This is a genomic window from Dyadobacter sp. 676 (genome assembly GCF_040448675.1).
Classification (GTDB): Bacteria; Bacteroidota; Bacteroidia; order Cytophagales; family Spirosomataceae; genus Dyadobacter.
This window is the reverse complement of the sequence record NZ_CP159289.1, coordinates 2,228,299-2,254,592: the sequence shown is the minus strand read 5'-3', so window position 1 is coordinate 2,254,592 and position 26,294 is coordinate 2,228,299. Positions and strand designations below refer to the sequence as shown.

Annotated in this window: 19 protein-coding genes; 10 read left to right on the top strand and 9 right to left on the bottom strand. The window is 48.7% G+C overall.

Annotated elements, in window-relative coordinates; genetic code table 11:
* Positions 1-135 precede the first annotated feature (135 nt).
* The 5 genes from ABV298_RS10055 (at position 136) to ABV298_RS10035 (ending at position 6,491) form a co-directional block, all read left to right on the top strand.
* Positions 136-1,047, top strand: a complete 912-nt coding sequence (locus tag ABV298_RS10055; protein WP_353721992.1) for a PVC-type heme-binding CxxCH protein — start codon at positions 136-138, stop codon at positions 1,045-1,047.
* A complete protein-coding gene (locus ABV298_RS10050; RefSeq protein WP_353723165.1) occupies positions 974-3,709 on the top strand; it encodes a c-type cytochrome in 2,736 nt (911 codons plus the stop codon). Before ABV298_RS10055 ends, ABV298_RS10050 begins: the two co-directional genes overlap by 74 nt.
* A gap of 31 nt (positions 3,710-3,740) precedes the next feature.
* On the top strand, positions 3,741-4,949 hold the full coding sequence (locus ABV298_RS10045) for a VCBS repeat-containing protein (RefSeq protein WP_353721991.1): 1,209 nt from the start codon (positions 3,741-3,743) through the stop codon (positions 4,947-4,949).
* Between the two features lie 6 nt (positions 4,950-4,955).
* Positions 4,956-5,801, top strand: a complete 846-nt coding sequence (locus ABV298_RS10040) for a sugar phosphate isomerase/epimerase (protein ID WP_353721990.1) — start codon at positions 4,956-4,958, stop codon at positions 5,799-5,801.
* 99 nt (positions 5,802-5,900) lie between these two features.
* Complete coding sequence (locus ABV298_RS10035; RefSeq protein WP_353721989.1) at positions 5,901-6,491, top strand: Uma2 family endonuclease; 591 nt, start codon at positions 5,901-5,903, stop codon at positions 6,489-6,491.
* Positions 6,492-6,542: 51 nt separating this feature from the next.
* Here the strand turns inward: ABV298_RS10035 and ABV298_RS10030 are convergent, their stop codons facing one another.
* A complete protein-coding gene (locus ABV298_RS10030; protein ID WP_353721988.1) occupies positions 6,543-8,072 on the bottom strand; it encodes a malate:quinone oxidoreductase in 1,530 nt (509 codons plus the stop codon).
* Between the two features lie 413 nt (positions 8,073-8,485).
* Between ABV298_RS10030 and ABV298_RS10025 the strand changes: the two genes are divergently transcribed.
* From ABV298_RS10025 to ABV298_RS10010, 4 genes are all read left to right on the top strand, one after another.
* On the top strand, positions 8,486-10,813 hold the full coding sequence (locus ABV298_RS10025; RefSeq protein WP_353721987.1) for a C25 family cysteine peptidase: 2,328 nt from the start codon (positions 8,486-8,488) through the stop codon (positions 10,811-10,813).
* Complete coding sequence (locus ABV298_RS10020) at positions 10,782-11,477, top strand: T9SS type A sorting domain-containing protein (protein WP_353721986.1); 696 nt, start codon at positions 10,782-10,784, stop codon at positions 11,475-11,477. Before ABV298_RS10025 ends, ABV298_RS10020 begins: the two co-directional genes overlap by 32 nt.
* 65 nt (positions 11,478-11,542) lie before the next feature.
* Positions 11,543-13,357: a C25 family cysteine peptidase gene (locus ABV298_RS10015; RefSeq protein WP_353721985.1), complete on the top strand. Its 1,815-nt coding sequence runs from the start codon at positions 11,543-11,545 to the stop codon at positions 13,355-13,357.
* Positions 13,299-14,864, top strand: coding sequence for a C25 family cysteine peptidase (locus tag ABV298_RS10010; RefSeq protein ID WP_353721984.1), 1,566 nt, complete (start codon positions 13,299-13,301; stop codon positions 14,862-14,864). Before ABV298_RS10015 ends, ABV298_RS10010 begins: the two co-directional genes overlap by 59 nt.
* Here the strand turns inward: ABV298_RS10010 and ABV298_RS10005 are convergent.
* The 8 genes from ABV298_RS10005 to gcvT form a co-directional block, all read right to left on the bottom strand.
* Positions 14,853-16,442, bottom strand: a complete 1,590-nt coding sequence (locus tag ABV298_RS10005; RefSeq protein ID WP_353721983.1) for an asparagine synthase C-terminal domain-containing protein — start codon at positions 16,440-16,442, stop codon at positions 14,853-14,855. The genes ABV298_RS10010 and ABV298_RS10005 overlap by 12 nt on opposite strands.
* Positions 16,443-17,158: 716 nt before the next feature.
* Positions 17,159-17,851 carry a hypothetical protein gene (locus ABV298_RS10000; protein ID WP_353721982.1) on the bottom strand — a complete coding sequence of 231 codons (693 nt, stop codon included), beginning with the start codon at positions 17,849-17,851 and terminating at the stop codon, positions 17,159-17,161.
* 41 nt (positions 17,852-17,892) lie between these two features.
* The gene (locus ABV298_RS09995; protein ID WP_353721981.1) at positions 17,893-18,348 is read right to left on the bottom strand and encodes a hypothetical protein; all 456 of its coding nucleotides are present in this window, start codon (positions 18,346-18,348) and stop codon (positions 17,893-17,895) included.
* 154 nt (positions 18,349-18,502) lie between these two features.
* Positions 18,503-19,159: a uridine kinase gene (locus ABV298_RS09990; RefSeq protein ID WP_353721980.1), complete on the bottom strand. Its 657-nt coding sequence runs from the start codon at positions 19,157-19,159 to the stop codon at positions 18,503-18,505.
* A 49-nt stretch (positions 19,160-19,208) separates the two neighbouring features.
* Positions 19,209-21,035 carry a T9SS type A sorting domain-containing protein gene (locus tag ABV298_RS09985; RefSeq protein WP_353721979.1) on the bottom strand — a complete coding sequence of 609 codons (1,827 nt, stop codon included), beginning with the start codon at positions 21,033-21,035 and terminating at the stop codon, positions 19,209-19,211.
* Between the two features lie 9 nt (positions 21,036-21,044).
* Complete coding sequence (locus ABV298_RS09980; RefSeq protein WP_353721978.1) at positions 21,045-23,006, bottom strand: hypothetical protein; 1,962 nt, start codon at positions 23,004-23,006, stop codon at positions 21,045-21,047.
* A gap of 22 nt (positions 23,007-23,028) precedes the next feature.
* A complete protein-coding gene (locus ABV298_RS09975; RefSeq protein WP_353721977.1) occupies positions 23,029-23,739 on the bottom strand; it encodes a 2-phosphosulfolactate phosphatase in 711 nt (236 codons plus the stop codon).
* Between the two features lie 29 nt (positions 23,740-23,768).
* Positions 23,769-24,851 (bottom strand): glycine cleavage system aminomethyltransferase GcvT, encoded by a 1,083-nt coding sequence (gcvT, locus tag ABV298_RS09970; protein WP_353721976.1) that lies wholly within the window; start codon positions 24,849-24,851, stop codon positions 23,769-23,771.
* 160 nt (positions 24,852-25,011) lie between these two features.
* Between gcvT and ABV298_RS09965 the strand changes: the two genes are divergently transcribed.
* Complete coding sequence (locus ABV298_RS09965; RefSeq protein WP_353721975.1) at positions 25,012-26,187, top strand: VCBS repeat-containing protein; 1,176 nt, start codon at positions 25,012-25,014, stop codon at positions 26,185-26,187.
* Positions 26,188-26,294: the final 107 nt, after the last annotated feature.

Here is a 26,294-nt window from a genome sequence, read left to right as displayed (position 1 = left end):
GCCAGCGATGGCATCATAGCCCGGATTTTTTTCAATTATAATACCCACTATCATAGTAAAATAGTGCCCGGCGCGAGTTTATTGACCAATACTATTCAACGAAATCCTCAACCCTGCTTTTCCCTTTCCGATCGTATGCCGCCATTCCGAATTACTTTCAGAATTGGTCTGTCATTGCTGACGGCCTCTCTGCTGTTTCCTTCGCAAAGTTGTAAACCTCCTAAAAAGTCCGGCCCGAATGTTAGCGCCGCGAATGTGCCCCGGCAGACCGGCACAGACATTTATGCAGAGCATATCCGTACGGCAGGTTTCAAAACACCGGAAGAAGAGCGTCTCAGCTTTATTTTGCCGGAAGGTTTCGAGGTAACGCTTTTCGCCTCAGAGCCTGACATCACCAAGCCGATGAACATGGAATTCGACGACCGCGGCCGGTTGTGGGTGACACAATCGTCGGAATACCCCATGGCGGCCGGCGAAGGCGACGGAAAAGACCGCATTACAATCCTCGAAGACAAGAACGGCGACGGTCGGGCAGATACTTTCACGCATTTCGATGACAACCTCAATATTCCGATCGGTATTATGCCCGTAGCCGACGGTGCGATCGCATACAGCATTCCCAATCTTTACCATTTCAAAGACATCGATAACGACGGTAAGGCCGACAGCCGGGAAATCCTGTTAGGCGGTTTCGGGCATAAGGATACGCACGGCATGGTTAATAACCTCGTGCGCGGGTACGACGGCTGGTTGCATGCCTGTCACGGGTTTTCCAATGTTTCGGCTGTGGCGGGAACGGATGGCGATTCAGTCAGGATGAATTCGGGAAATACTTTCAGAGTAAAAATGGATGGCAGTCATGTGGAACAGACTACGTTCGGGCGTGTGAACCCGTTTGGCTATGCTTATGACGAAAGAGGATATTTGTATTCGGTCGATTGCCATACAAAGCCTATTACACAGCTGATTTTTGGTGGAGAGTACCCGCATTTTGGCAAAAAAGGCGCCCGTCGGGCTTGGGTTCGCACCTGCTATGATGACCTATGACCTGGGCTCTACCGCACTGGCAGGGCTGGTTTATTACACAGGAATGCAGTATCCCGCAAAGTACCGGAATAGTTTCTTTACCGGCGATGTGGTCACCTGCCGTATCGACCGTAATACAGTTACTTTCAATGGTTCTACGCCGTCGTCGAAGAAAGAAGAGCCGTTTCTGGTAAGCAAAGACCCGTGGTTCAGGCCGGTCGATATCAAGGTAGGGCCGGATGGCGCCCTATATATCGCCGATTTTTACAACCGGATCATCGGACATTACGAAGTCGCTTTGAACCACCCCGGTCGCGACAGGGTAAGCGGCCGGATCTGGAAGGTGACATATAAAGGTGCCGAACCGCACCACAATCTCCCGGTGACCGACTGGGCGACGGCTACGATCGATCAGTTATTGGAAGGATTGAAACATCCGCAACTGAACACACGGTTGAAAGTGGCCGACAGGCTGGTAGATACGTGGAAGGAAAAGGCGGTTGGTCCGGTAAGGGCTGTTTTAACTGCCAAAGCTCCCGATCCGACCTCCTATGTGCACGCATTATGGATATTGCACCGGCTTGCAGCGCTTGACGACGGCCTGCTGGGCAATGCGCTGGAGCATCGCGAGCAGGTCATAAAGATCCACGCATTGCGCATTCTGAACGAACGCGGTGCCCTTTCCGAGGCGCATTACCGCCGTGTTACCTCGGCATTGAAAAGTAATGACCCGTTTATCCAACGGACCGCAGCGGAGGTCCTGATGCATTTCCCGAGACCCGAAAACCTGCCGTTATTGATGGATTTGTATGAAAAAACACCGGAGACAGACAGTCACCTTCGTTACACGGCCCTGCTGGGCATTCGGAACAACCTTAAAAATACCAGCGTGATGTGGCGGCTTCCGGCGATGCATTGGAACGATCGTCAGCTGGAACTGCTTAACAGGGCATTGCTTGATGTCGAATCGCCGGCCGGAGCATCATTTGTTCTTCACTACACGCTGACGCACGATCCGGCCCCAAAAGACCTTTTGAATAATCTTGAATACATCGGCCGCCTGGCAGCGCCGTATCAGATCGAAAAAGTGATCGATCTGATCGATGCGAAATTCGGAAGTGAGCCCGATAAGCAACTTTCGCTGTACCGGACCATCCAGGCTGGTATCCGGCAGAGCGGTGCATTGCCCAGCCCGAAAATGGTTGCCTGGGGGCAGCGGTTGGCCGGGAAGTTCTTAAACGATATTTCGGAGGAAACGGAAACCTGGAAAATCAGAAAAGCCGCCAGGAACGCCGATCCGGTGAATTCGTGGATGGTTTCGGAGCGGTTTCTGGTGGATGTCATGCCACCTTTCCGCATCATATTAAGCGAAAAAGGAGGCTATGGACCGCAGTCGGCGTTGTATTCGGTGCCTTTCAGGTTACCGGAAACATTGAAAATGAATGTTTTCGATAATGATGTGCATAACAGGCCGGAGCGAACGGGCGTGTCGAAAAATTCAGTGAAAATCAGGTTGGCCGATAGTGAAAAAGTAGTTGGGGCGTACCGTAGCAATCATACGGCACCTATGGAATACAAAGATCTTATCCGCAAAGCGACGTTCGATTTGTCGGGCTATGCAGGTCAAATGGGCTATATTGAAGTTGTGGACAGTTCCCGGACTGGTTCTGTCGGCATCGGGCAATTTGAACCAGCGGTGGTAAGCATTCCCGAAAAGGGACCTTCCGTTATTTCCGAACAAAGAATAGCGGCAGCGGAAATCGCGGGCGAATACCGCATCGGTGCGTTGCAACCGGCGCTGCGGGCTGTTTTGCGGGCAAAATGGATGGACTTTACCGTGCGGAATGCGGCTGCCGGGGCATTGATGAATATCGATTCAAAAGGCAATGTAGACGTGCTGGCGGACGTGTTCAATGATCCCGCCGAGTTGCCGGTATTGCGCGAGAAGCTGGCGGTTACAATGGGACAGGCTGCTTCGCCTTCCGTTTATGAAACTTTAAAAAGGCAACTGGCAAGCGGCGCCAGAAACCTTCAGATCGCTATTGCTTCGGTGCTGGCGAATACCTCGGAGGGAATAGGCTATTTGCTGAATGCTTTCCGGGATGAGGAACTGGGAACTGATATTGCAAGCGAGATCGCCGTTCAGGAGCGGCTTACCCACAATGCGGATGCGAGTCAGCGGGCGCAGATGGAGCAATTGCTCGCCGCGGGTGCGAACGAACGTGCAGAGCGTCAGAAACTAATCGACGCGCGCATTGCGAATTTTAAGCCGGCTACCACATTCTCGGATGCAGGCAAGGTGGTTTTTGTGCAGAATTGTAGCGGCTGTCATCAGATCCAGGGCTCGGGAGGGCTTGTGGGGCCGCAGCTCGACGGCATCGGAAACTGGGGCCACAAGGCATTAACCCAAAAAATCCTTGACCCCAACAGGAATATAACTGAGGCATTTCGTACTTATAATATTACATTGAAAAATAACCAGACCCTTACAGGCCTTTACCGCAGGACGGAAGGTGAAACAATGGTGTTCGCGGATATGGGCGGGCGGGAATTTTCGGTGGCCAAGGGGGATATGAAAGAATACAGGGCTTCCAGGTACACGTTAATGCCCGACCAGTTCCGGAATATCATTCCCGAAAAGGATTTCTACGCGCTGCTGGACTACCTGCTGGGCGTGAAATGATATTTGAGTAATCATCTAAACCCATAAACTGATGCTTTTGAACCGAAGAATTTTCAAGTGGCTTTGTCTGACCCATATAATCGCATTTGGCGGTTTTACCGCGTCCGCGCAAACGAAAGCAAAGAACGGAGCGGCGATCAGCTTCAAAAAAACGGAACTGACCAAACGGTTTATTGCCGAGGGGGCTGCCATGGGCGACGTGAACAAGGATGGGAAAAAAGATATTCTTTCGGGTGCATACTGGTTCGAAGCGCCCGACTGGAAAGCACACGAGCTGGCCAGGCCGGATTCATTCATCGTCAACGGCAGTTATAGCGATTCGTTCCTGGATTTTGCAATGGACGTGAACCAGGATGGCTGGATCGACCTTATCCGTATCGATTGGCCGGGAAAAGCGGCCGCCTGGCACGAAAACCCCAAGAACAAGCCAGGTCACTGGCCAATGCATATCATTTATTCTTCGGTAGGGAATGAATCGCCTCAGTTGGTGGACATCGATGGCGACGGCCGCCTCGACCTGCTTTGCAACGACCCGACTGCGAAAAAGGTAATCTGGTTGAAATGCCCGTCGAAAAAGGGCGATACAACCTGGGAGAAATACATTATAAGCAACGACCCCAATAATTCCACCCACATGTACACGCACGGGATCGGCTATGGCGATATTAATGGTGACGGGCGCAAGGATGTAATCGTGAAAAGCGGCTGGTGGGAAGGCCCCGCCGAAGGACCAGCCAAACATGCCAAAGAGGAGGACTGGAAATTTCACCCTGCTGACCTGGGGCAGGATTGTTCGCAAATGTACGTGCTGGACCTGAATGGCGATGGCCTGAACGACGTACTCAGCGCCTCTGCCCACAACTACGGCATGTGGTGGCATGAGCAAAGGAAAGAAGGCGATCAGACTGTCTGGATTCACCACGACATCGACAAAACCATTTCACAGACACACGGGCTGGCGCTTGCAGATATCAACGGCGATGGGCACCCCGATTTTATTACCGGCAAACGCTATTTCGCCCACAACGGAAACGACCCGGGTGAATTCGAGCCTGCATTCATTTCATGGTTTGAATATAAACCCGGCAAAGTGCCAACGTGGATCAGGCACGATATTGATGACAATTCGGGTGTAGGGCTGCACGTGACGGTCGAAGACCTGAACGGCGATGGCCTGCTCGACATCGTTACGGGTAACAAAAAGGGTGTACGCGTTTTTACACAGCAAAAAGCGAAGTAGACATTCATGAAGTTCGGTATCAATACCTACCTGTTTTCTTCACCATTCACGAACGAAAGCACCTCATTTTTTCCGCAGTTCAGGGAGTGGGGGTTTGATTTCGTTGAAATAGCATTGGAAGATCCCGCTAATATCGATCCTGAATTGGTGAGAAAGGCTTTGGACGACAACGGGCTGGCTTGCAGGTCTGTTTGTGCGGCCACAGGACCGGGGCGGGATTTGAGAGGTACTAGAAAGGACCAGATGACGGCCATTGAATACGTGGAAGCGCTGATCCGCATTGCGCCGGTATTGGGCAGCAAGCTGGTAGCCGGGCCCATTTATTCGGCGGTAGGCCGGGCCGAACTTGTGCCGGACGATCAGAAGCGGAAGCAGTGGGCGCAGGTTGCTGCGAACCTGAGAATACTTGCCGATTTCGCGGCAAGGCATGAGGTCAAACTGGCAATAGAACCGCTGAACCGGTATGAAACCGATTTTATCAATACCTGCGACCAGGCCTTGCGCATGATCGAAGAGGTGGGGAGCGATGCATTGCAGGTACATCTCGATACCTTCCACATGAATCTGGAAGAAAAGGACCCGGGGCTCGCCATCCGGAAAGCCGGAAACAGGCTGGGGCTTTTACACGCTTCGGGCAGCGACCGCGGCACACCCGGCAATGATCAGATTAACTGGGACCGCATTTTTGCCGCACTCGACCACATTCATTATCCGGGGGACATTGTGATTGAATCCTTCACTCCGGATGTAAAGGTTATTGCCAAAGCCGCGTCGATCTGGCGTCAGGTCGAACCGTCGCGCGAGGCGATAGCCGTTGACGGGCTGCGGTTTCTGAGATCGCTGGCGTTCTGACCTGTTTCTTATCCAAATGATGGGTTTGCGCATCGAACCGGTTGGTTAGCAATGGAAATAGGGCTTAATTTGGTAATATTGTAAAAAACGAACTGGCCAATGATCACAAGTTTCGACCAGCTGGACCTTACCAGGCAATATACTTATGCGGATTACCTGAAATGGCAATTCAAGGAACGTCTGGAACTGATCAGAGGATATATTTATAAAATGTCGCCTGCTCCGTCGCGGCGACATCAGGGTATTGTTTGGAATTTAAGTCTGGCCATTGGAAATCAAATTAAAGAACACCCCTGTCGCGCATATTCAGCTCCATTTGATGTAAGGCTACCAATAAAGGACAAGAAGAGCAATCAGGAGATCACAACGGTTTTGCAGCCGGATATTTGCGTAATATGTGATTTATCCAAACTGGACGACCGAGGTTGTTTGGGAGCGCCCGAACTGGTGATCGAAGTGCTCTCACCCGGCAGTTCGCCAAGGGAGATAAGCCAAAAATTTAATGTGTATGAAGAAAGCGGTGTGCGGGAATATTGGGTAGTTTATCCTGAATATGAGCACGTCAATATTTTCTTACTCGACGAATCAGGCAAATTTGTGGGACAACATCCGAAGGTAAACGGCGAATTGCTATGCTCGGCTGTTTTTCCTGATCTTACAATTGATCTTTCGGAAGTATTTATCGAATAAAAGACAAAAAGCCCCGGACCTCCAGGGCTTTTCAATGTCGAGCATTCTGAATCAAGCCGTCAATTCTGCTTCCAGGTGCGAAGCACTCAAATGCAACACTTCGGTAGTCCAGGCCCGGGTTTTGGCAGCAAGGTCTTTTTCCTTCGAAAGTGACTTCCCGAACGACGGGATGATTTTCTTGAACTGGCTTTGCCATTCCGGCGTTTTGGCCTCCGCAAAGCAGCGATGGATCAGATCGAGCATGATCGACACCGCCGTAGAAGCTCCCGGGGATGCGCCGAGCAATGCAGCCAATGAGCCGTCGCCGGCAGTCACCATTTCGGTCCCGAATTCGAGAACGCCGCCTGCCTTTTTATCTTTCTTGATTACCTGAACGCGCTGGCCGGCTGTTTCGAGATCCCAGTCTTCCAGTTTCGCTTCGGGGAAATAATCCTTCAACGCCTCCAGGCGGTCTTGCGGCGATTGTCTTACCTGATCGATCAGATATTTCGTCAACGGGATGTTATGCAGCCCCGCAGCGATCATCGGCTTAATATTGTTCAGCTTAATGGAAAGCGGAAGATCGAGGTAAGAGCCATTTTTCAGAAATTTAGTAGAAAAACCGGCATACGGACCGAAAAGCAATGCTTTTTTGCCATCGATGATCCGGGTATCCAGGTGAGGCACCGACATCGGTGGGGAGCCAACCGAAGCTTTACCATACACTTTCGCCTGATGTTTCTCGATAATTTCAGGCTTGTTGCACACCAGCCACTGGCCGCTCACAGGGAAACCGCCAAAGCCTTTACCCTCGGGAATGTCCGATTTTTCGAGCAGAGGCAGCGATCCGCCGCCTGCGCCGATGAATACGAATTTGGTCTGGACCTTGCTTGTTTTTTTTGTTGCCCGGTCCTTTACTTCAATTTGCCATGCATTGTCCTTCCTGCGCGACAAGTCGTCGACCTCGTAGTTAAGGAACAAATTGACCCCATCCTGCTTTTCCAGGTAATCGAACATAGCCTTCGTCAGCGCGCCGAAGTTGACGTCCGTGCCCAATTCCATGCGCGTAGCGGCCACTTTTTCATCTGTGCGGCGGCCGTTCATGACCAGCGGTGCCCAACCCGCGATCACGTCCCTGTCTTCGGTGTATTCCATTCCGTGAAACAGGTGATGGCTTGTAAGGGCTTTATAACGTTTGCGCAGATAGTCCACGTTTTCTTCACCCCAAACAAAGCTCAGGTGGGGAATATTGTGGATAAATGTATCAGGCGAATCGATCACACCATTTTCGACGAGGTATGCCCAGAACTCCTTCGATACCTCGAATGACTCGGCGATTTTGATCGCTTTTTTTGTTTCGATAGAGCCGTCGGGAAGCTGCGGGGTATAATTCAATTCACAGAAAGCGGAATGGCCTGTACCGGCATTGTTCCATGGATCTGAGCTCTCGGCAGTGACGCGGTCAAGGCGTTCGAAAATAGAGATGGTAATGGAAGGATTAAGCTTTTTCAGTAGAACCCCGAGCGTAGCGCTCATAATGCCTGCCCCTATCAAAACCACGTCAGGTGAGCTCGTTTTTGAAGACTTTTTGGTATTCATCACGAAAAAAAGAAATATGGTAAGAAGGCCTAAGCCCGGAAAAGTACAAATTGTTGCTAGATAACAATCGTTCTAACAATATTTGTTTCGAAAATAGTATAATTTCAAAAATAAAAGTTATGGCAGGTCGTAAGTTCTTGGCAGGGGGCAATTAAAACTTACTATGTTGCAAAAATGGCAAGGGTAATATCAGAGCATATCCGCTGAGTTGAAATATCCTTTGTTTACATACTAGTAGGGCATTTTTGTCGTTATCTGGACTGTCGTCTCTGGCGCTGCTCAACGTCGTTTTCAAGCCCTACCGAAATTTTGCGAACTTCAAAACTTGTTGTAGATTTATAATTGTATACAGCCTATTGGCTGCATTTTCAATATTGTATATTCCCTAAATTTGAAAGAAAACAAATAATCTATGTATGAAAACATTTTCTACTTTAAACACACTGAGTTTACTGAGGATTTTTAAGGCGCTGGTCGTCGTTGTCTTTATCGCAAGCACGAACGGCATTGCTCAAAAGTGGAGCGGTTCCCATGGAAATGAGTGGCTTGCCGGTAAATATTCTCAACCTTGGGTTAGAATAGGCGTAACCGCAAAAGGGATTCACAAAGTCAATATCGCTGATTTACCGCAGGCATTCAAAGATGCAGATAAAAATAGGCTGGAACTGTGGCATCGTGGCACGCAGGTGAGCATTATCAAGGCGGATGCCAATGAAATTCTTTTCTATGGAGTACCCAACGACGGCGCCTCCGATGCCCTTCTTTACAGGCTTAGTACAAGTCGTAAAAACCCGTATTTCAGCATCTATTCGGATGAGAGTTCTTATTTTCTTACGATTAATCCAGCGGCGAACGGTAATAGGGCGATAACCGCTACACCTTCATCAAACCCCTCTCCGGTTGCAGTGCAGTCACACGTGAAAACTGACGTAAGGATTTATAAGAATGAATATTCACACAGTTCCCAGACTTACTACCGCCCATCCACTTATAACAGTTATTTTGAAGAAGGAAAGCAATATACAGGCACATCGCTCATGGGATATTTCCTCGGGAACAATATCCAGACTTTGAATCCGAAATCTTCGATAATCTTCCCATCCTCTTATCAACCGGAACCTTTCAGTTTTCAAATCAAATTTCCGGTTGGAGCAGCTCCAAAGAAAATGTCGGTTCATCTGAAAGGTAGGTTAGGCTCATCGACTGCGGAGATTTATGTGGGTAAAACCGCTGCGACATTGAGATCTGTCGGAACCATCAGCATTTCTGAATTAAATGATTATGATTTTAATTTCGACTTGCAGGATAGCGACTTCGATGCCAACGGAGTTGGTACGCTTGGATTTAAATCGACTCAGGTAGGATACGAGGGAAGCGGTTATTCTGTCTCCTATTTTACACTTGTGTATGATCAGGCGCTTAATATGCAGGGGCTTAACTCATACGAATTCGAATTGCCGGCGGTTGGTCCCGGTACTCAATCATCCGTTTCAATCACAAATACTCCAGCAGGTGTTCAGGTCTACGACATTACCAATCCGGATGTGCCGAGAATAATCCCTGGAAATCCGTCGGCACTTCTGATTGACCGGAATGGGCAGAAAATCAATCTCTTGGTTAGCAACCAGATAACTACTGTCGCAGCGAATAAGATTTCAAATGCGACATTTAAAGAGATCAATCCTGCCAGCTACGATTATCTTATTGTATGTTCAAATACTATGACGAGCTCTGCCGAGGCATATGCAACCTATCGTCGGGATGCTAGTCCGGGTAAAAAGTACAAGCCGTTGGTAATTAGCATCCGCGATGCATATAATCAGTTCAACTATGGGGAACCAAGCCCTGTGGCAATAAGAAGATTTGTTGATTTTATGATCTCGGATGGCAAGAAAGATGATAAATTCCTGCTTTTGTTGGGAAGATCAAACACATTTCCAGAAAGGATGACGAGGGAAATTCCAGATGAAGTTCCTACGGTGGGTTATCCCGGATCGGATTTGCTGCTTACGGATGGTTTGGCAGGGGCGCCAGACGACGTGCCGGCGGTGGCTGTGGGACGTGTGGCGGCAATTTCGAACCAGCAAGTACTGGATTACCTCGCGAAGGTGCAAAAGTACGAGAGTCAAACCGACCTTGGATGGCGAAAGAATGTCATTCATATGAACGGTGGTAAATCTTCAACGGAAATTAACCAATTCGCCGACTATCTTAACGCGATTTCAGTCGACGTTACCAGCAACCCTTTTTCAGGGAATATCATTCCAAAGTTGAAGACGGTTGCCAGTGATGACGTGATCGAAATGAATTTTGCAGCTGAGCTGAATGGCGCCGGGGTCGGAATGGTAACCTATTTTGGACATGGGGGTGTCGATAAAACGGATTACAACGCCGGTTACGTAAGTGATCCAGCCAAGGGCTATAATAACCCTAATAACTTTCCGGTTCTGTTTTACAATGGTTGTGGCGTTAATAACGTGTTTAGCGGGCGTAACGGTTTGTTCGGAACAACGCCGGCTTCCTCGGTTCGGCCCATGTCGCTTGATTGGTTATTGGCCCCGAACAAAGGTGCGGTGGCTGTATTTGGAAATACCTGGGATGCGTACGCCAGTACGTCCAATGAATACCTGGATAAGCTGTATGCGCAGATCTTTATGGAAACCGACGTAAATAGAAAATCCATTGGTAACATCCTCAAAGGAAGTTGCCCGGTTGACCAAGCTACAAAAAGCATATACCTATAATGTGGCACAGAATTCACGCGTAGCGTCCTTTTATGACGCAGACAGGGCCAATGTGCATCAGGTGCTCTTGCAGGGGGATCCCGCTTTGAGAATCCTGATCACGGACGGTGCATTGCCGGTTAAATTGATTTCATTTGGCGCCAAGACAGAAAATGAAAAGGTACGCGTTGATTGGAAAACTGCGTCTGAGAAAAATAACAGCCATTTCATTGTCGAGAGAAGCTACAACGGAAAACTGTTTGAAGAAATCGGCAGAGTAGAAGGCAAGGGTACAACGGAAACTGAAACAAGTTACACATTCTACGATTCTAAGCCGCTGACAGGCGTAAGCTATTATCGTCTTAAGCAGGTCGATAACAGTACGGTAGTTGATGGTAACATTGTTGATGGTAAAAGTACTTACTCGACTATCGTATCCGTAAGACGTGAAGAGTCGAAGTTTTTCGTTGTTTCGCCTAATCCGATCGCCGATGTAGCCGAAATTGCGCTCAATGCTCCGGTAAAGATCAGGAGCTGGAACCTGGTTAACATAGCAGGACAACCTGTGCTGAAAGACCAGACTGGTCTCAAGCTGAATCTTTCGCAACTGGCGGCCGGTGAATACATCCTCGAAGTACACACTGAAAACGGTGATGTGTATCATAAAAAAGTAGTTAAGAAATAGGACATAAATATGCCGGCTGACATTCATGATAATTCGTGTATGTCAGCCTTTTTTGTTTGATAACTATGAGTTTCAGATTTACTTTTTGCCTCGCTGTTCTGCTGAGTTTTAAGGTTTTGAGTGTTTCCGCACAATGGGGGCCGCCGTACCGGAACAACTGGATTGTTTACGGAAAGCCTTATGTGAGAATAGGGATTACCCAGGCCGGAATACACAAACTTCCATTTTCCGTTTTACCCGCAGATTTTCCGGTCAATGATGTTACCAGGATTCAGCTGTGGCATCGTGGTAAACAGGTAGCCATTATTTCTACAGATAATAAGGAAGTTGTGTTCTATGCTGTGCCGAACGACGGCGGAAGTGACTCATTGCTTTACCGGCCGACAAGTTCACGGATAAATCCATATTGGAGTATGTATTCGGATGAAGGCGCCTATTTTTTAACCGTCGGTGATACAGCAGGATTGAGAGCAGTCCGAAGTACTAAAGCAGTTACCGCACAGGATGTTCCGGCGGGCTTCCATATTGCCGAAAATCTGGTTACTTATAAAAATGAATATTCGCTTAGCACCAATTCATATCTCAGGCCATCTTTTTTCAATAGTTTTTTTGAAATAGGCGCCAGCCGAACTGGGAAGGCGTCCATGGAAGGTAAGGCCAGTTCTTTTGCTATCCAGCTTACAAATTACGTTAATAACGGTGTTGATAAACCCATAGTGAAGCTACTGGTGCATGGCAGGAGCCCGGGAGCAAAAAACATTGAGATCCGGGTTGGAAAAGACGAGCAATCGCTTCGACTGGTTTACGCTCTGCCTAACAGTGGATTTGGCGGCTCACAATACTCTTTTCCATTGGAAAGCAATGACCTCGATGCTCAAGGGAAAGGAATACTTAATTTGAAAGCGGTAGGTACGAATGCTATTGATGGGTATTCACTCACTTACTATTCCGTAAAGTATCCTCAACAAACAGACATGAAGGGTAAGAGCACGAGCGAGTTTTTTCTTCGCAAGACGTCCGACACCTATACGCGCTTAAACGTCACAAATGCTCCCGCGAATAGTACTGTTATGGATATAACAGATGTAGATAAGCCAGTGATCATTGAAGGAAACGCAACGGAAATTATGGTGCCCAGATCTGCCGGCAAAGATACAAGACTGTTGGTCACCAGCGAATCGGTGACAATTCAGAAAGCGAAAGTCAGCGTGGCGAACTTCAGTACGAAATATCCCTTAAATGCCAATTATATCATCATCACAAGTGAAAATCTTCTCGCGGGCTCAAAAGAATATGCGGCTTACCGTTCTACGTCTGAAGGGGGAGGATTTACGACCCTTGTAGCCAACATCAAAGATATTTATAATCAATTCAACTACGGGGAGCCGAGTCCGGTGGCGATCAGAAATTTTGTTGATTATATGATTTCCGACGGAAAGAAGAACAAGTATTTGTATCTGATTGGTAAATCTATAACCCATAATGAGCGAATGGTTAGAGAGTTGCCGGATGAAGTTCCTACGATCGGCTTTCCTGCCTCCGACATTCTTCTTGTGGAGGGGTTGGGAGGCACCGCTAGGGATGTGCCTGCGATTCCGGTTGGGAGGCTTAGTGCTGTGACTAATCAAAATATACATGACTATCTGGAAAAGGTTAAGGAATATGAACATAACGCCACAGGTAGTTATGGTTGGAGAAAGAATGTATTGCATTTGAATGGTGGGAAATCGGTTTCCGAGATCACGCAATTGAAGCAGTTGCTTGCTACACTGGAGCCGAAGGTATCCGGTGGAATCGTTGGGGGGTTCCGTAAAGCCATTTGTGAAGCAGCAAGCGATCGGGGAGGTAGAAACGGTCAATATTACACCGGAGGTAAATGAAGGGGTTGGGCTAATCACCTATTTCGGTCATGGATCTACAACTGTTACAGACCTGGACATGGGCTACATCACCGATGCCGATAGAGGTTATAGCAATCAAGGCATGTATCCGATGATGTACTTTAATGGTTGTGGAGTCGGGAACATTTTTAGCGCCCGGTTCAACCCTAATCCAGGTGCAAACGACAGGTATCCTTTGTCGATGGATTGGCTCTTAGCAGCTAAGAGAGGGGCGATAGCGATCATTGCCAACTCTTTCGAAAGCTTTGTGAGTCCGTCGTCCGGCTACTTAACTAAGCTCTATGAAGCGATGTTTTCGGACCCATTTACGTACAATCTACCCATCGGTGACATTCAAAAGGCAATCGCATCGAAAATCGTTAAGGAGGACCCGGGGATATACAATGTTGCGAATATTCACCAATCGGTGCTTCAGGGTGATCCGGCCCTCAAAGTGATTTCAGTAGCAAATCCCGATTACACTGTTGACCCTGACGAAGGGATTAGGATTTATTCAGAATCGCCGGATAAGACGATCGGAGCTTCTACGAAGATTAAACTGAGCGTACGCGTTGATAATCTGGGCAGATATGTACCGAACGGAGAGCTACCCATCGAAATCACCTATTTTTCGAAAGGTGGACAAACGCAGGTAAAGGATACCGTTTCCGGGTTTGCATACCATGATACCATTACGGTAATGACCACCTCGGCTAACCCGATAGAGAAAATTGAAGTAAGGCTCGATCCGGCCAATACAATTAAGGAACTTAACAAGAACAATAACAAAACGGAATTGTTGGTCGACTGGGAAATTGCGAAAAACGTATCTATCTATCCTCAGGGCAGTATTAAGGATGTAGTCGCTCCAACTTTAACTGTCAAGTTCAATGGTAGAATGATCAGGAACGATGAAATTGTTCAGCCGGGGTCGAATATCGTTATTGGTTTGGAAGATGATCGTTTTCTTTCGGCAGATACTTCTCGTGTGAGTGTTTTTTTGAAGACGTGTGAAGACAATTCCTGTGATTTTACCCGTCTGGCTTATTCTTCCGGAAAATTGCTCAAAATGGAGGCGTTGACGGAGCGTTCGTTATTAGTTAACTGGATAGAATCGCTGACAGAGCCGGGAGTTTACGAACTATTGGTTACGGGAAGCGACGATGCCGGTAATATTAGTGCAGCACCTTATAGAATCCGTTTTCGCATAGCCGACGACAGCGAGGTCTTGAAGCTTGTTGTCAGCCCTAATCCGGCTTCGTCTTATGCTCGTTTTGAAACTACATTACCTGCAAGTAACCCTATTGTCCGAATCGATTGGGCAATTTACGACCAGCGCGGCGTACTGGTTCATAAAGAGCATCTTGACAAACCGAGAGCCGGTGTAAATGAATGGTATTGGCAACCTGCACAAAATACAAGTGGTTTGTATTACTATAAGGTCAATATGATTAGCCAGGGGGGCGAAGAGAAGAGTGTATCTGGTAAATTGGCGTTACTCAGATAGCATTTGGGTTGAAGAAGCATTCATTGAATGCTTCTTCAACCAGTCAAGCCATACGGCAAATGAAATGCCTCTCGTGATGAGAAAATATACATTGGTTTTTTGCCAATGCGGAATTCTGGAATTAAGCGCGATCTTGATTTGCTCCCCGAATTTCTGACGATCAAGATATTGCCATACTTCCTGATTGTCAAAAAGATAATGTTTTGCCTGGTCATACAGGCGAATCGTCATGTTGTGGCCGTCCGACGAACTTAATGTGGCTTTGGTATGCCGCAGCCTGACTTTGTCCGTTAGAATCCCTTTCATTGCTTCACGTAAATGCGCACGACCGATTCCGTCACCAAACTTTATGATATCTGGTATTGACAGGTTCAGCTCAAAAAGCTCGTGATCCATAAATGGGGAGCGGCAACTTACGCCGTAATGGTTACCCAGAATGAAAAATTCTTCCTGAGTCTTGATAACATGTGGATGAAAAACATCCTGAAATAACTCCTGATAACTCGCTGGAAGGTCACCTCTCAAAGCAGTCGGAAAACTAGTCGATAGATAATCCTGCCTGCCATACAGATCTTCAATTTCAGGATGAAGAATCGAAGCCTGGCTATTTCTTGTGTTGATACGATGCCTAACTCGGAAAATCAGGCTTTTTATGTATCTGTTCAAGAAGTATGAAGGCGAGGGCTTAAGGTTGCCGGGAAGTGATTGGTAAAGGCGAAATAGTGCCTTAGGGGATCTGTCCCGGCTTGTTGAGAAACGCCTGTAGAGTGAATTTTGAAGAACGAGCTCAAATTTTTTGCTGTCCGACAAAGAATTCCAATCAGGGTATTGATCGGCAAGAGCGAAATATTTGACCCTTTTTTTGAGTAACTCCTCATAGTTTTTCCAATCTTGTGCATCAAAAGCCTGCACAACGAGCTCGCTACCACTGCCTATCACAGAGTCTCCGCCAAAGCCATTAAGTAATATTCTGCAGCCATGCTGGGCCGCGCTTGATATTGTCTCGAGGTTGGAGGCAGGAGATAGGAAGTTGGCCTCCGGTTGCCCGTATAATTGTGTACTTAACTCGAGAGCCTCCAAGTCGTTAGAAGGAGGATAAACCAGGTGGTGAAATGAACCGATAGAACCAGCTACGGCCTCGGCATATGCAGTTTCGTTGGAAGAACGGCTTTGAGATACGATATGGAAAGTGTGAAGTGCTCTTTCACTCCAAAGGTGCCTTGCCATAGAGCTTACGGACGAGGAGTCAAGCCCACCACTCAAATGGGATCCGATGTTTTCAAGTGTGTTTGGGATACATTGCCCGACCGCTCTGCTAAATTTGCTGCGTAAGGCCTCCGTATAGTCGCCAGGCGTTTTCAAATGAGACCATTTCTCTGGCTTAAAGTTGACATAGCGCCTGAGATCGCATGAGATCGCATCTACTGTTAAAATATGGCCCGGCAACACCGACTGAATAGAGGAAAAGAAAGTCGATGAGGCATCATGAATAAAGCCGGGGTGATAGGAAGAACAATGTGATACTATTTTCCCGACATGGATGCCATTATGCCGCGACACCTCCTCGTTTCGGATCAAATGTTTGAGGTCCGTGGAAAATGCGAAGTATTTGCCCGGTAAATAAGAGTAGAATAGGGGGATAACACCGAAGACATCCCGAGACAACAGGAGGCGTTTTGTATCTTCCTCATACCAAACTCCGATGTGAAGATCGGGCGTCGAAGAGAGTTGTACAGAGAGATGACGAAGTTCCTCTCCGCGCAAATTCGAGCGATTCCGAATATTCCCCTCATGATCAGGAGCATGTATGAGGTATGTGGGAAAATTTCCTGCTAGTCGATTTACACCGTGTTCACCGATAAATCCACCATCAAGAAAAAAATACTATCATACTGCTTGCCCACTTTCGGTACAGCAGTATGATAGCTAATGAAACCTTCAATTAACAACTTTAATAAATTCGGTTAATCTGAAAGAGGTAGAATACTACGACTCTCCAAGTCCGTCAAACTTAACAGGTTGACCTGGGCCGTCGAAAGCGCTCCCTAATTTACCTTTGGTCAGCACGCTTACGCTTCCGAATTTATTCAGAGTTGGTTGACGATAAGTCCTTTTTGTCTGTGTAGAGTGCATCGAAACAGTTTTCATATACAGTGTTTTATGAGTTAAAATAGTATCCGCCGTAAAAGTACTCTAATTTTCCAAATTAGCAAAGATTATGTGAAATAAATGTGATGATTCCACAATATAAACGTCATGTTATACCATCGCGGACATTTGGCGGGGGAGTCCAATTACTTACTGGTGCCAAATTCCAGGATTTTTCTTGTCCTATGTGTGCCCGATTCCACAACGCGGATGTCGCTTTCGAGGCATTCAGGGGTTTGGCAATATTCATAGGACACCTGATCGTCATAAATTAAACCCACCCCTAAGGCATACTTTTTGATTCCTGTGTATCGATTGATGATTGACGAGTCCATCCGCTCAACGACTGTCAGGGTGTTATCAAAACGCTGTTTGGATTCAGAGTACGGCCGGTTAATATCCTGATAAAAGTAATCCTCCTTATCGCGGTTATTATACGCATTGCCGTTCCATCGTACGCTCTCACTAACCGGAAAAATAAGGGAAAAAAAAGTTTCCGAGTCAATGCTGGTAAGAATCTTATCCGGCGTGCGGTTGATTCTGAACTCTTTGGTTTTGACCCAATAATCACTGCCAGTGCTTCGCGTAAATCGGGCCAAAATGAATGATTCAGAATCGCCGTCGTCTGTTTTATCGATGATCTGGTCTTTTTCCTGCCAGGAAGACGTTTTCGGTTCGGTCTTTCCGGCAGAATAAATTTCCTCTTTCACTTCATATACTGTATAGCTGCCAACTTCCAGGGGAAAATACTCATAGTCATTTTTCGGAGAAGTAACGTCGTCATCGCAGGACACGGCAAGACTTGCGATAACAATCAGAATATAAAGTGTGTTTTTCATCAGTAATTAATAACAGGATTTTAGCCTATGCGATAATTTCTCTATTCTTTTGTGAATCTCTGAACCGGAGGCTTTGTTACTACGCCGGTTTTCTTTGAAGTTCCCGTAGAAGTCACAGTTAACGATCTACCTGACACGACTCCGGTTCCTTTGACTAAAATGGTGTCGCCTGGTATTGCTATCTCCTGTGTTGTGGTCATTGTTAATGTGTTGTCGTTGGCCTTCGATATTATAACGTCGTTAATGTTAGAAACCTCGGTGGAAGACGGGATTTTAGGATCGGTGGATACCAACTTGTATGTCGAAACAATTTTTACAGTTTTGTCGTCTACTCTGCTTATCAGCCAATCTGAACTGTATTCATACCCTACTTCCTTCTTAACCTCTCCCTTCCAGTTGCCAACAAAGTCCTTGGTCAAGTCAGGGTCAACTTTATCGTCATCGGAGCAAGAAATGAAGAACGTGGCAAAAAGCGCCATAAATAGGTATCTTTTCATGGTTGAGATAGTTAAGTGAATTTAAAGATTAGTATTTAAGAAAGGATTCGTTTGAGTGTTGATAACAGGCGATACAAAAATTGTACCAAATTAATCGCAATTATAATCAAAATAGGTGTTACACCAAAGATTAATGTCGCGATCAGTGGACTTATCACGGAGCAAGGCTATTGTTTTTTTCTTCTAGTTTCCCCTTCAAAAAGCCAATTAGCACCTGCAAGCCTGTATCGAACCGCGAATTGTTATTGATGATCATATCCGCCTCCGCGCGCAGGGGAAGTATAAATTTATCGTAAGTCGGGGCCACGTGATGTTCCCAACGGTACAGTACATCGTCGAGATCGTAGCCGCGCTCACTATTATCACGAATAATCCGCCGTTTTATTTTAACATGCTCCTTGGCATCGACAAAAATTTTCAAATCGATGAGCCGCGCTATCTCGGGGAAGTAAAAAACGAAAATCCCCTCCACAATGATAATCGGCCTGGGCTCAAAAACCAGTATTTCGGGCTTGATCAGCGGGTTGTTGAAGGTATATTCCTTTTGTTGCACAGAACGGCCTGCCCTCAAAACGGCAATATGTTCGGCGAAAAGATGATGATCTATCGTTTCCGGCAAGTCGAAATTCTCCACCCCGTTTTCGTCCCGCGGAATTTCATGGATCGGCCTGTAATAATTGTCCTGCGAGATCCGCGTGATTTCGTCTTTCCCGAAAGCGTCTATGAGGTTCTTCATGAAATACGTCTTTCCCGACGCGCTCCCCCCGGTTATCCCTACGATATACGGCACTTTTTCCTGATTCGAGATCATATGCTCACGGTGCGTCCGCTAGTCTGAACGCCTGGATTAATTTATGATTTTAATTAATAATTGCCAATTTGCCCGCCTGGTGCTCGGTGCCGTCGGCCGATACGATGAATACAATGTATATTCCTGCGGCGGCCCGGCGGCCGGTGTAGTCGTTCAGGTTCCACGAAGCTAGCCCGCCTTCTGAGCGGGTTTCAAACACCGGTCTGCCTGCCAGGTCGGTGATTTTGACGGTTGCCTGGCCGGTTACGCCACTGATGCCGATATTGCCTGAATAACCTGGCCTGACCGGATTGGGGAAGATGATCACATTATTCAGATTCACGGCCGGCGTTTTCGCATTGCTCTGGTAGGAGACCATTCCCGCGGGTGTATCGACAAAAAGCAGGCCCGTTTCAGGCTCGAACCGCAAGGCATGAATAATGTCGGATGGAAGCGGGCTACCTGCCGATGTGAATTTCCTGAGCAGTTCCGTGCCGTCGGTATTGAACTGGTAGAGCCCGGTGCGGGTGCCAATCCATTTCCGGTTGCCTGGTTCTACTGCCAGGGCCGTGCATTCTTCGTTATTAAAAAGTGGGCGCTGGCCGTATACAGGCAATATCGCATCCACACGCGCTGCTTGCAGGATGCCGTCGGGTATAAAGTAACCCACGCCTTTTGTGCTGGCAAACCAGATGTATCCGTCCTGGTCTTTCGCGAGACTGTTGATTTTCGAAGCGGGCAGGCTGCCATTGCCGATCGATGTGGAAAGTACTCTTTGGCGGGTGCGGTCTGCATTACTGACCAGTATTCCCCCACCTAGTGTTTCGGGAAGTCTCGTCCACGACAGTCCGTTGAGGTCGGTTATAATCGAGTCCGGTCGTGGGAAAACGGTGGTATCTCCCTGCGCAGGGGAATATGACTTGAAATCCGAAACCTGATTGGTGACCAAGCCATTTTTTCCGTCGGCGATCCAGAACGTCGCGGGTGTTGTATGGACACCCGAGCGGACGCTGCCGAAGAATGGGCTGCTGAATGTCCGAGCATTATATCGGTCGTCAAGGCTGACGACGGCATTGCCAGTAGATACGGTCAGCGTTTGTCCGCCATCGAGTATTCGCAGGTTCGGACTGGCGGAGGTGTACACCGGTGCCCATCGCCCTTCATCATACTTATAAACACCTTTTCGGGGAATCGCGGCATGAATGGCCGACCGGAAAAACATAATGTTCGAAATATTTCCGGGGCTGGCTATCGATTTCCAGTTTGCGAAATATTGCCGGTTTATATCGTCGCGCATGGAGGTGGCAAGGATGCCGAGTGGAGTTACGACGAAAAGCGAGTCGCCGGAGAATGCTATGTCGCCGATGCTCACCTGCGTGCCATTCGGCCCAATGTAACGATAGGTATCTTCCACCTGCCGTAACTGCGTGTCGAGGACCAGTACGCCGAATGCCGTTGCGATGTAGGCCAGGTTTCCCCTGAAAACGATACGCCGGATATCCTTTTCCACCGGCAACCCCTGGGTAGTAGTCAGAAGGTCCCACGTTTCGATCTGATCCGGAGCGGATCGATCGTTGAGGTAAACGAAGTCGATAATCCCATTGCGGTATGCGAGCAGAAGGAGTTGTGAGGCCGGTAAGTAACCCATAGCGGCTACGCCTGTGTTGCTGAGTCCCTCGGATTTCGAGTACTGGCGGATTTCGCCGGTTTTAGTATCGACGGCAAAGAGCCCATTGTAGGAAGCGCAATAAATCTGCGATCCTGCCTGCACAACCTGTTTGGCGGAGAGATAATTGAAATGGTTTTGCCATTGACCCAACGGCAAAACCTGCCCCCGACTACGCAAGGCGCCGGCCATAGCGGCCAGGAAGACGATGAATATCCCCGCTTTGCGCATAGCCGAATGCTAGTTTTCTACCGTCACGACGGCCGAGCCCCGCCCGGTGCCGGTTCCGCAGCCACTTTTTAGCGAAGTAATAGTGTATTCTGTGGTAGAAGCCGGTGAAACGGAAATCAGGTACGGGTTAAGAAAAGTGCCGTTGATCGCCGTGCCGTCGGAGAGGGTGAATGACCACGGCGGAAGCCCGTTCTTGAATTTCAATTGAATGCGGGTGGAGCGTCCGGCGGAAATAGTGCCGCGTCCGGAAACTTCCCCGATAGCTTTATCGGGCGCGATCACTTCCAGTTCTTCGATAGCGCTCGAAACTGCCGGAGAAGAGGAAACAATACGGATTTTCTGGATTTTGGTGGTGTCCTCCGGTGCCGCCGCGGCAATTTTTACCTGCATGGCGGTGGACGTCACGGTGGTCGGCAGGCTCACAAATCTTCCGGATTTATCGGTCATTTGTACTGTAAACTTATTATTCGGGTTATATCGGCCTTCCGTTTTATAGGGAATATCGATTGTTGATCCGGCGCACACCATGTTTTGCGGAAGCTTGTCGAGTGTAATGCTCGCTGGAGGGCTTTTTACCGTTACTTTGGCGGATCCCGAGAACTTGCCTACGCCGCAAAGGCCGCCCGCCGACGTAATCTGGTAATTGGTGTCATAAAAAGGCTTTACCTTGATCTTATGAGGCGATTCCTGAATGTTATTCTCGTAAGTACCGTCGGAAAGCAGTACGAACCAGGGCCCCCCGCCGGTAAACTTCACCGTAAGCATTCCGGATTCGTTTTCGCCCAACCTTAACGAATCTTTCTGAAGTGTTGCCACGGTAGGAGAAACGATCGAAATGTTCGCAGTCTGGCTCACGAGGTAGGGCGACGTAGAAGTCACACGCAGACGATATTCGCCCGGCTTGTAGCTGTCCGGAATCTGGGTGGTGATAAAGCCGGTCGAATCGGGCGTTGAAATGTTTTTGAATGCGCCGCCCCGTTCCGCAAGCTGGACGATGAATTTGTTGCCTTCCTTGTATTTTCCGGTTGCATTGAACGGCACCTGAAAAGGGACCCCGGCGCATAGTTTTGCGATTTTTTCAACTTCTTTCAATTCCAGTTTAGGCTCGGGATTGTTATTTACATTTACAATCGCTTCGCCCGAGGTGGTGCCGCTGCCGCAGGCGTTGGAAACGCCGGTGACGCGGTAGGCCTTCACATCGGCAGGTCTTACCGTAATATAATGTGGGTTGGATAGCGTTTGCAGTACCGTAGTGCTGTCGGAAAGGCGGAACGACCACGGTGCAGCCCCGGTGAGGCTCACACGCAGGTGCGCTTCTTGCCCGGGCATAATGCGTACGGTTTGTGTGCCGTCGATCAGGTCGATTTTTGCGGCAGGAGCTTGCAAAAGCCGCAGGGGCACTTCCTGGCTTTTTACGACGGGAATGGAGGCGATGATCTGAATGCGGTACACTTCGCCCCCGACTTTATAGGACGGTATCACGGCCTTTACAGGACTCTTCTTCACCGGCAGCGAAATAGGTACCGATTTGCCGGTCGCATCGATAATATGCGCGATAAAGGTATTGTCCTCATCGAAAGGCCCCTCCGTTTTGAAAGGAATGGTAATGTTGGTACCCGGGCAAACGGCGAGGTAGGAAATGTCTTCGATCGTGATTTTATACGAATGAATACTGTCCGCTTTCGGGAGTTTTGCCTCCGCTGCCGCCTCGGTGAGCGTGTCGGATGATGCCGCATTGCCGGCCGGCGCTGCCAGCGTATCTGCGATCGTCGTGGATGTGTCTTTCGGGGCAGCCGGTACCTGGGTCTTTGTCGAGTCCGCTACGGCAGGAGCTTGCGGCCTGGCTGGTGCGGGCGCTTTTTTCTTCGGAGTGACGAGCTGCTTTCTCGGCGAGGCGGTCCTGCGCTGCGCCTCGGCATGGCCAGCCATGAGGAATAATCCCAGAAAAATGACAAAGACGAATCGGAACATGCAGTTTGGATTGAGTAAATACTTAATTCATGGATACCAGCGTGCCACCTCTCAGAACGGGAACGACGTCGTAAAGGTCGGTTTGCAGGCAATAGGAAATGTCTTTCTGGATGCCCAGACGTTGCAGGCGACGCACGTGCGATGAATTCGAAACGCTCGCCAGCAGGTTGTCGCGGCTTTGGAGGTATAAACGCTGCGCCATCAGGGTTCCGTCTTCCAGCAGCATAAATTGATCTTTCAAAGCGTCGGCCAATGCGCCGGCAAACAGCGTGTCTTCCAGGTTAGGCCTGCCTTTCCAGCCTGCACAAAGTACCAGTACGTCATAAGGTTCGGTTTTCAGATGATTGGCCAATGCGCCCAGGTTCAGGAATGAGCCGATCATCACCTTTACCGCCGCCGATTTGGCCTTGGAAATAGAAAGTGTTCCATTGGTGGTCGTCATGGCTATCTGCGCGCCGATCAGGCTTTCGTGCATGTAGCTGAACGGCGAGTTGTCGAGGTCGAACCCTTCTACTTTGCGCGCATCGCGCTCGGCGGCGGCTATGTATCCTTTGTCTTGCAAAAACTTGCATTCTTCTACACTGGCCACGGGTGTTATGCTTTTTACGCCATAGGCGAGGCCGGTTACCATACAGGAAGTAGCCCTGAAAATATCGGCTACCACCACTATCGAATTATCCAGTTTGTGAAGATGAAGTAAATCCGGGGTCAGACAGACGTCAAGTTGTTTCATAGAAATGCAATCGGACTTGATAGGAGGGGCTAGTTTTTAACAAATGGCGTTTTTACGACTTGTGCTTTCAACAGCCTGTCGCGGACTTTTACAAATATCTCGGTGCCGGTTTTGCTGAATTCGGTTGGTACATAACCCAGTCCAATCCCTTTTTGCAAAGTCGGTGATTGCGTTCCCGAAGTTACCTCTCCGAGCTTCTTGCCCGCTGCGTCGCACAGCTCGTAGTGCCCCCGTGGAATGCCCCGGTCGATCATTTCGAAACCGATCAGTTTTCTTTTCAAACCTGCATCCTTCTGGGCTTTTAAAGCCTCGGAATTGATGAAATCCTTGTTGAATTTGGTTACCCAGCCCAATCCAGCTTCCAGCGGCGATGTTTCATCGTCGATGTCGTTGCCGTAAAGGCAGAATGCTTTTTCGAGGCGCAACGTATCGCGGGCGCCCAATCCCACGGGCTTGATACCGAACTCCGCGCCGGCTTCGAAAATAGCTTCCCACATTTTCGCGGCATGCTCATTTCGCACGTATATCTCAAAACCACCTGCTCCGGTATAGCCGGTAGCTGAAATGATAATGTCCTTAATACCAGCCATTTCCCAGATTTTGAATGTGTAATATTCCATCGAGGCAAGGTCTACGTCCGTCAGTTTTTGCAGCGTAGCTGTCGCTTTCGGCCCCTGGACCGCAAAAAGGCATAGCGAGTCCGACAGGTTTTCCATTGGCACGCCCTGCGTATTCTGGCTCTGTATCCAGTTCCAGTCCTTTTCGATGTTGGATGCATTTACCACCAGGAAATATTCATCCGCAGCAATGCGGTACACCAGCAGGTCGTCGACCACCCCTCCCGTGGCGTTGGGCAGGTAGCTGTATTGCACTTTTCCGTCATAAAGCGCGGCGGCGTCGTTGGCCGATACTTTCTGGATCAGCGCTAACGCACCGGGTCCCTTCACATTGAATTCGCCCATATGAGATACATCAAATACACCCACGCCATTTCTTACAGTGTGGTGTTCATCCAGATCCGACGAGTAACGGACAGGCATTTCAAAACCTGCGAACGGGACCATTTTTGCGCCCAAATCGATGTGGAGCTGATGTAAAGGGACTGTTTTCATGAAGGATATTTGATTTCACATTAATTCACAAAAGTAGGTAATGACGGTGAAAGCGACACAAAAAACTGTTTTTTCGAAGTCCGCAGAGCGCTTTTTGAAGTATATTGTGAAAAAATAGGTTAAAATTTTTATCCATCGGCGACTGCCGGTTTTCAGGAATATGAATAAAAGACTATTGCTCTCGATGGCTTTTTCAGTGGCAGGGACCGCATTTGCGCAAACCGCCACCTTCAACGGCGAGACGATCGACGACAAGGTAGCTATCGGTTACGGCGTGGCATCGGGCGACGTGGACGGCGACGGTAAGCCGGATATTCTTCTTGCGGATAAAAAGGAGATTGCCTGGTATAAAAATCCCGGGAAGAAAGATGAGAAATGGGCGCGCTACATTATTGCCAAAGATCTCACCGAACAGGACAACGTCTGCATTGCCGCCCGCGATATCGACGGTGACGGCAAAGTGGAAGTGGCCGTGGGCGCGGGCTGGAACCCTTCGGAAACGAAAGATCTGGAAACATCGGGAGCGGTATTCTATGTGATAGCGCCCGACGACCGTACCGGACGGTGGGAGCCGGTGCGTTTGCACCACGAAGTGACTATTCACCGGATGCATTGGATTAAGAAAGCCGATGGCGATTTTCAGCTGGCCGTTTTACCACTGCACGGCGAAGGCAACTCGGGCGGGACCGGGGCGGGCGTAAAACTGATCATATTCGATGTTCCCGCGAATAAAAAGGGAATCTGGCCTTATAACCTCGTTGAAACCGGCATGCATATGACCCACAATTTCCAGCCGATGGAGATTCCCGGGAGAATGGCCGGACTCTCCATTGCAGGAAAAGAAGGGGTGCAGGTATTTCTGGACGGGGCGGATGGTTGGGCGCCTTCGGGTAACTGGATGGTACCGGAGCGTGGAGTGGGGGAGATCAGAACGGGAAGTTTGGGTAAAAAGCAATTATTTACGGCCACCATTGAACCGATGCACGGCACTGCATTGGTGGTTTATACCAAAGACGGTCGCACGGTGCTCACCGACCGTATCAAGGAAGGCCACGCATTGGCCTGCGCGGATTTCTTCGGACAAGGCCGCGACCAGGTGGTAATGGGCTGGCGTAACCCTAATGTGACGGGTGAAACCGGCGTACGTATTTATGTGGGAACCGATCCGGAGGGTAAGAAATGGACGGAATACACCTTGGACGAAAAGATCAAGATCGCGTGCGAGGATCTGCTGCCCGCGGATCTGGACGGAGATGGCGACCTAGACATTATCGCCGCCGGCCGCGCGACGCATAATTTGGTGGTGTACTGGAACCAGCGGAAGAAGCCTTTTTAGGAGTCAAGAGTTTATGAGTTGAGAGTTTGTATAGGGCAAAAAAATGTCAGCCCCGTGAGCGAAGGCTGACAACAGTATTAACTGAATTTTAGGCTCTAAACTCTAGA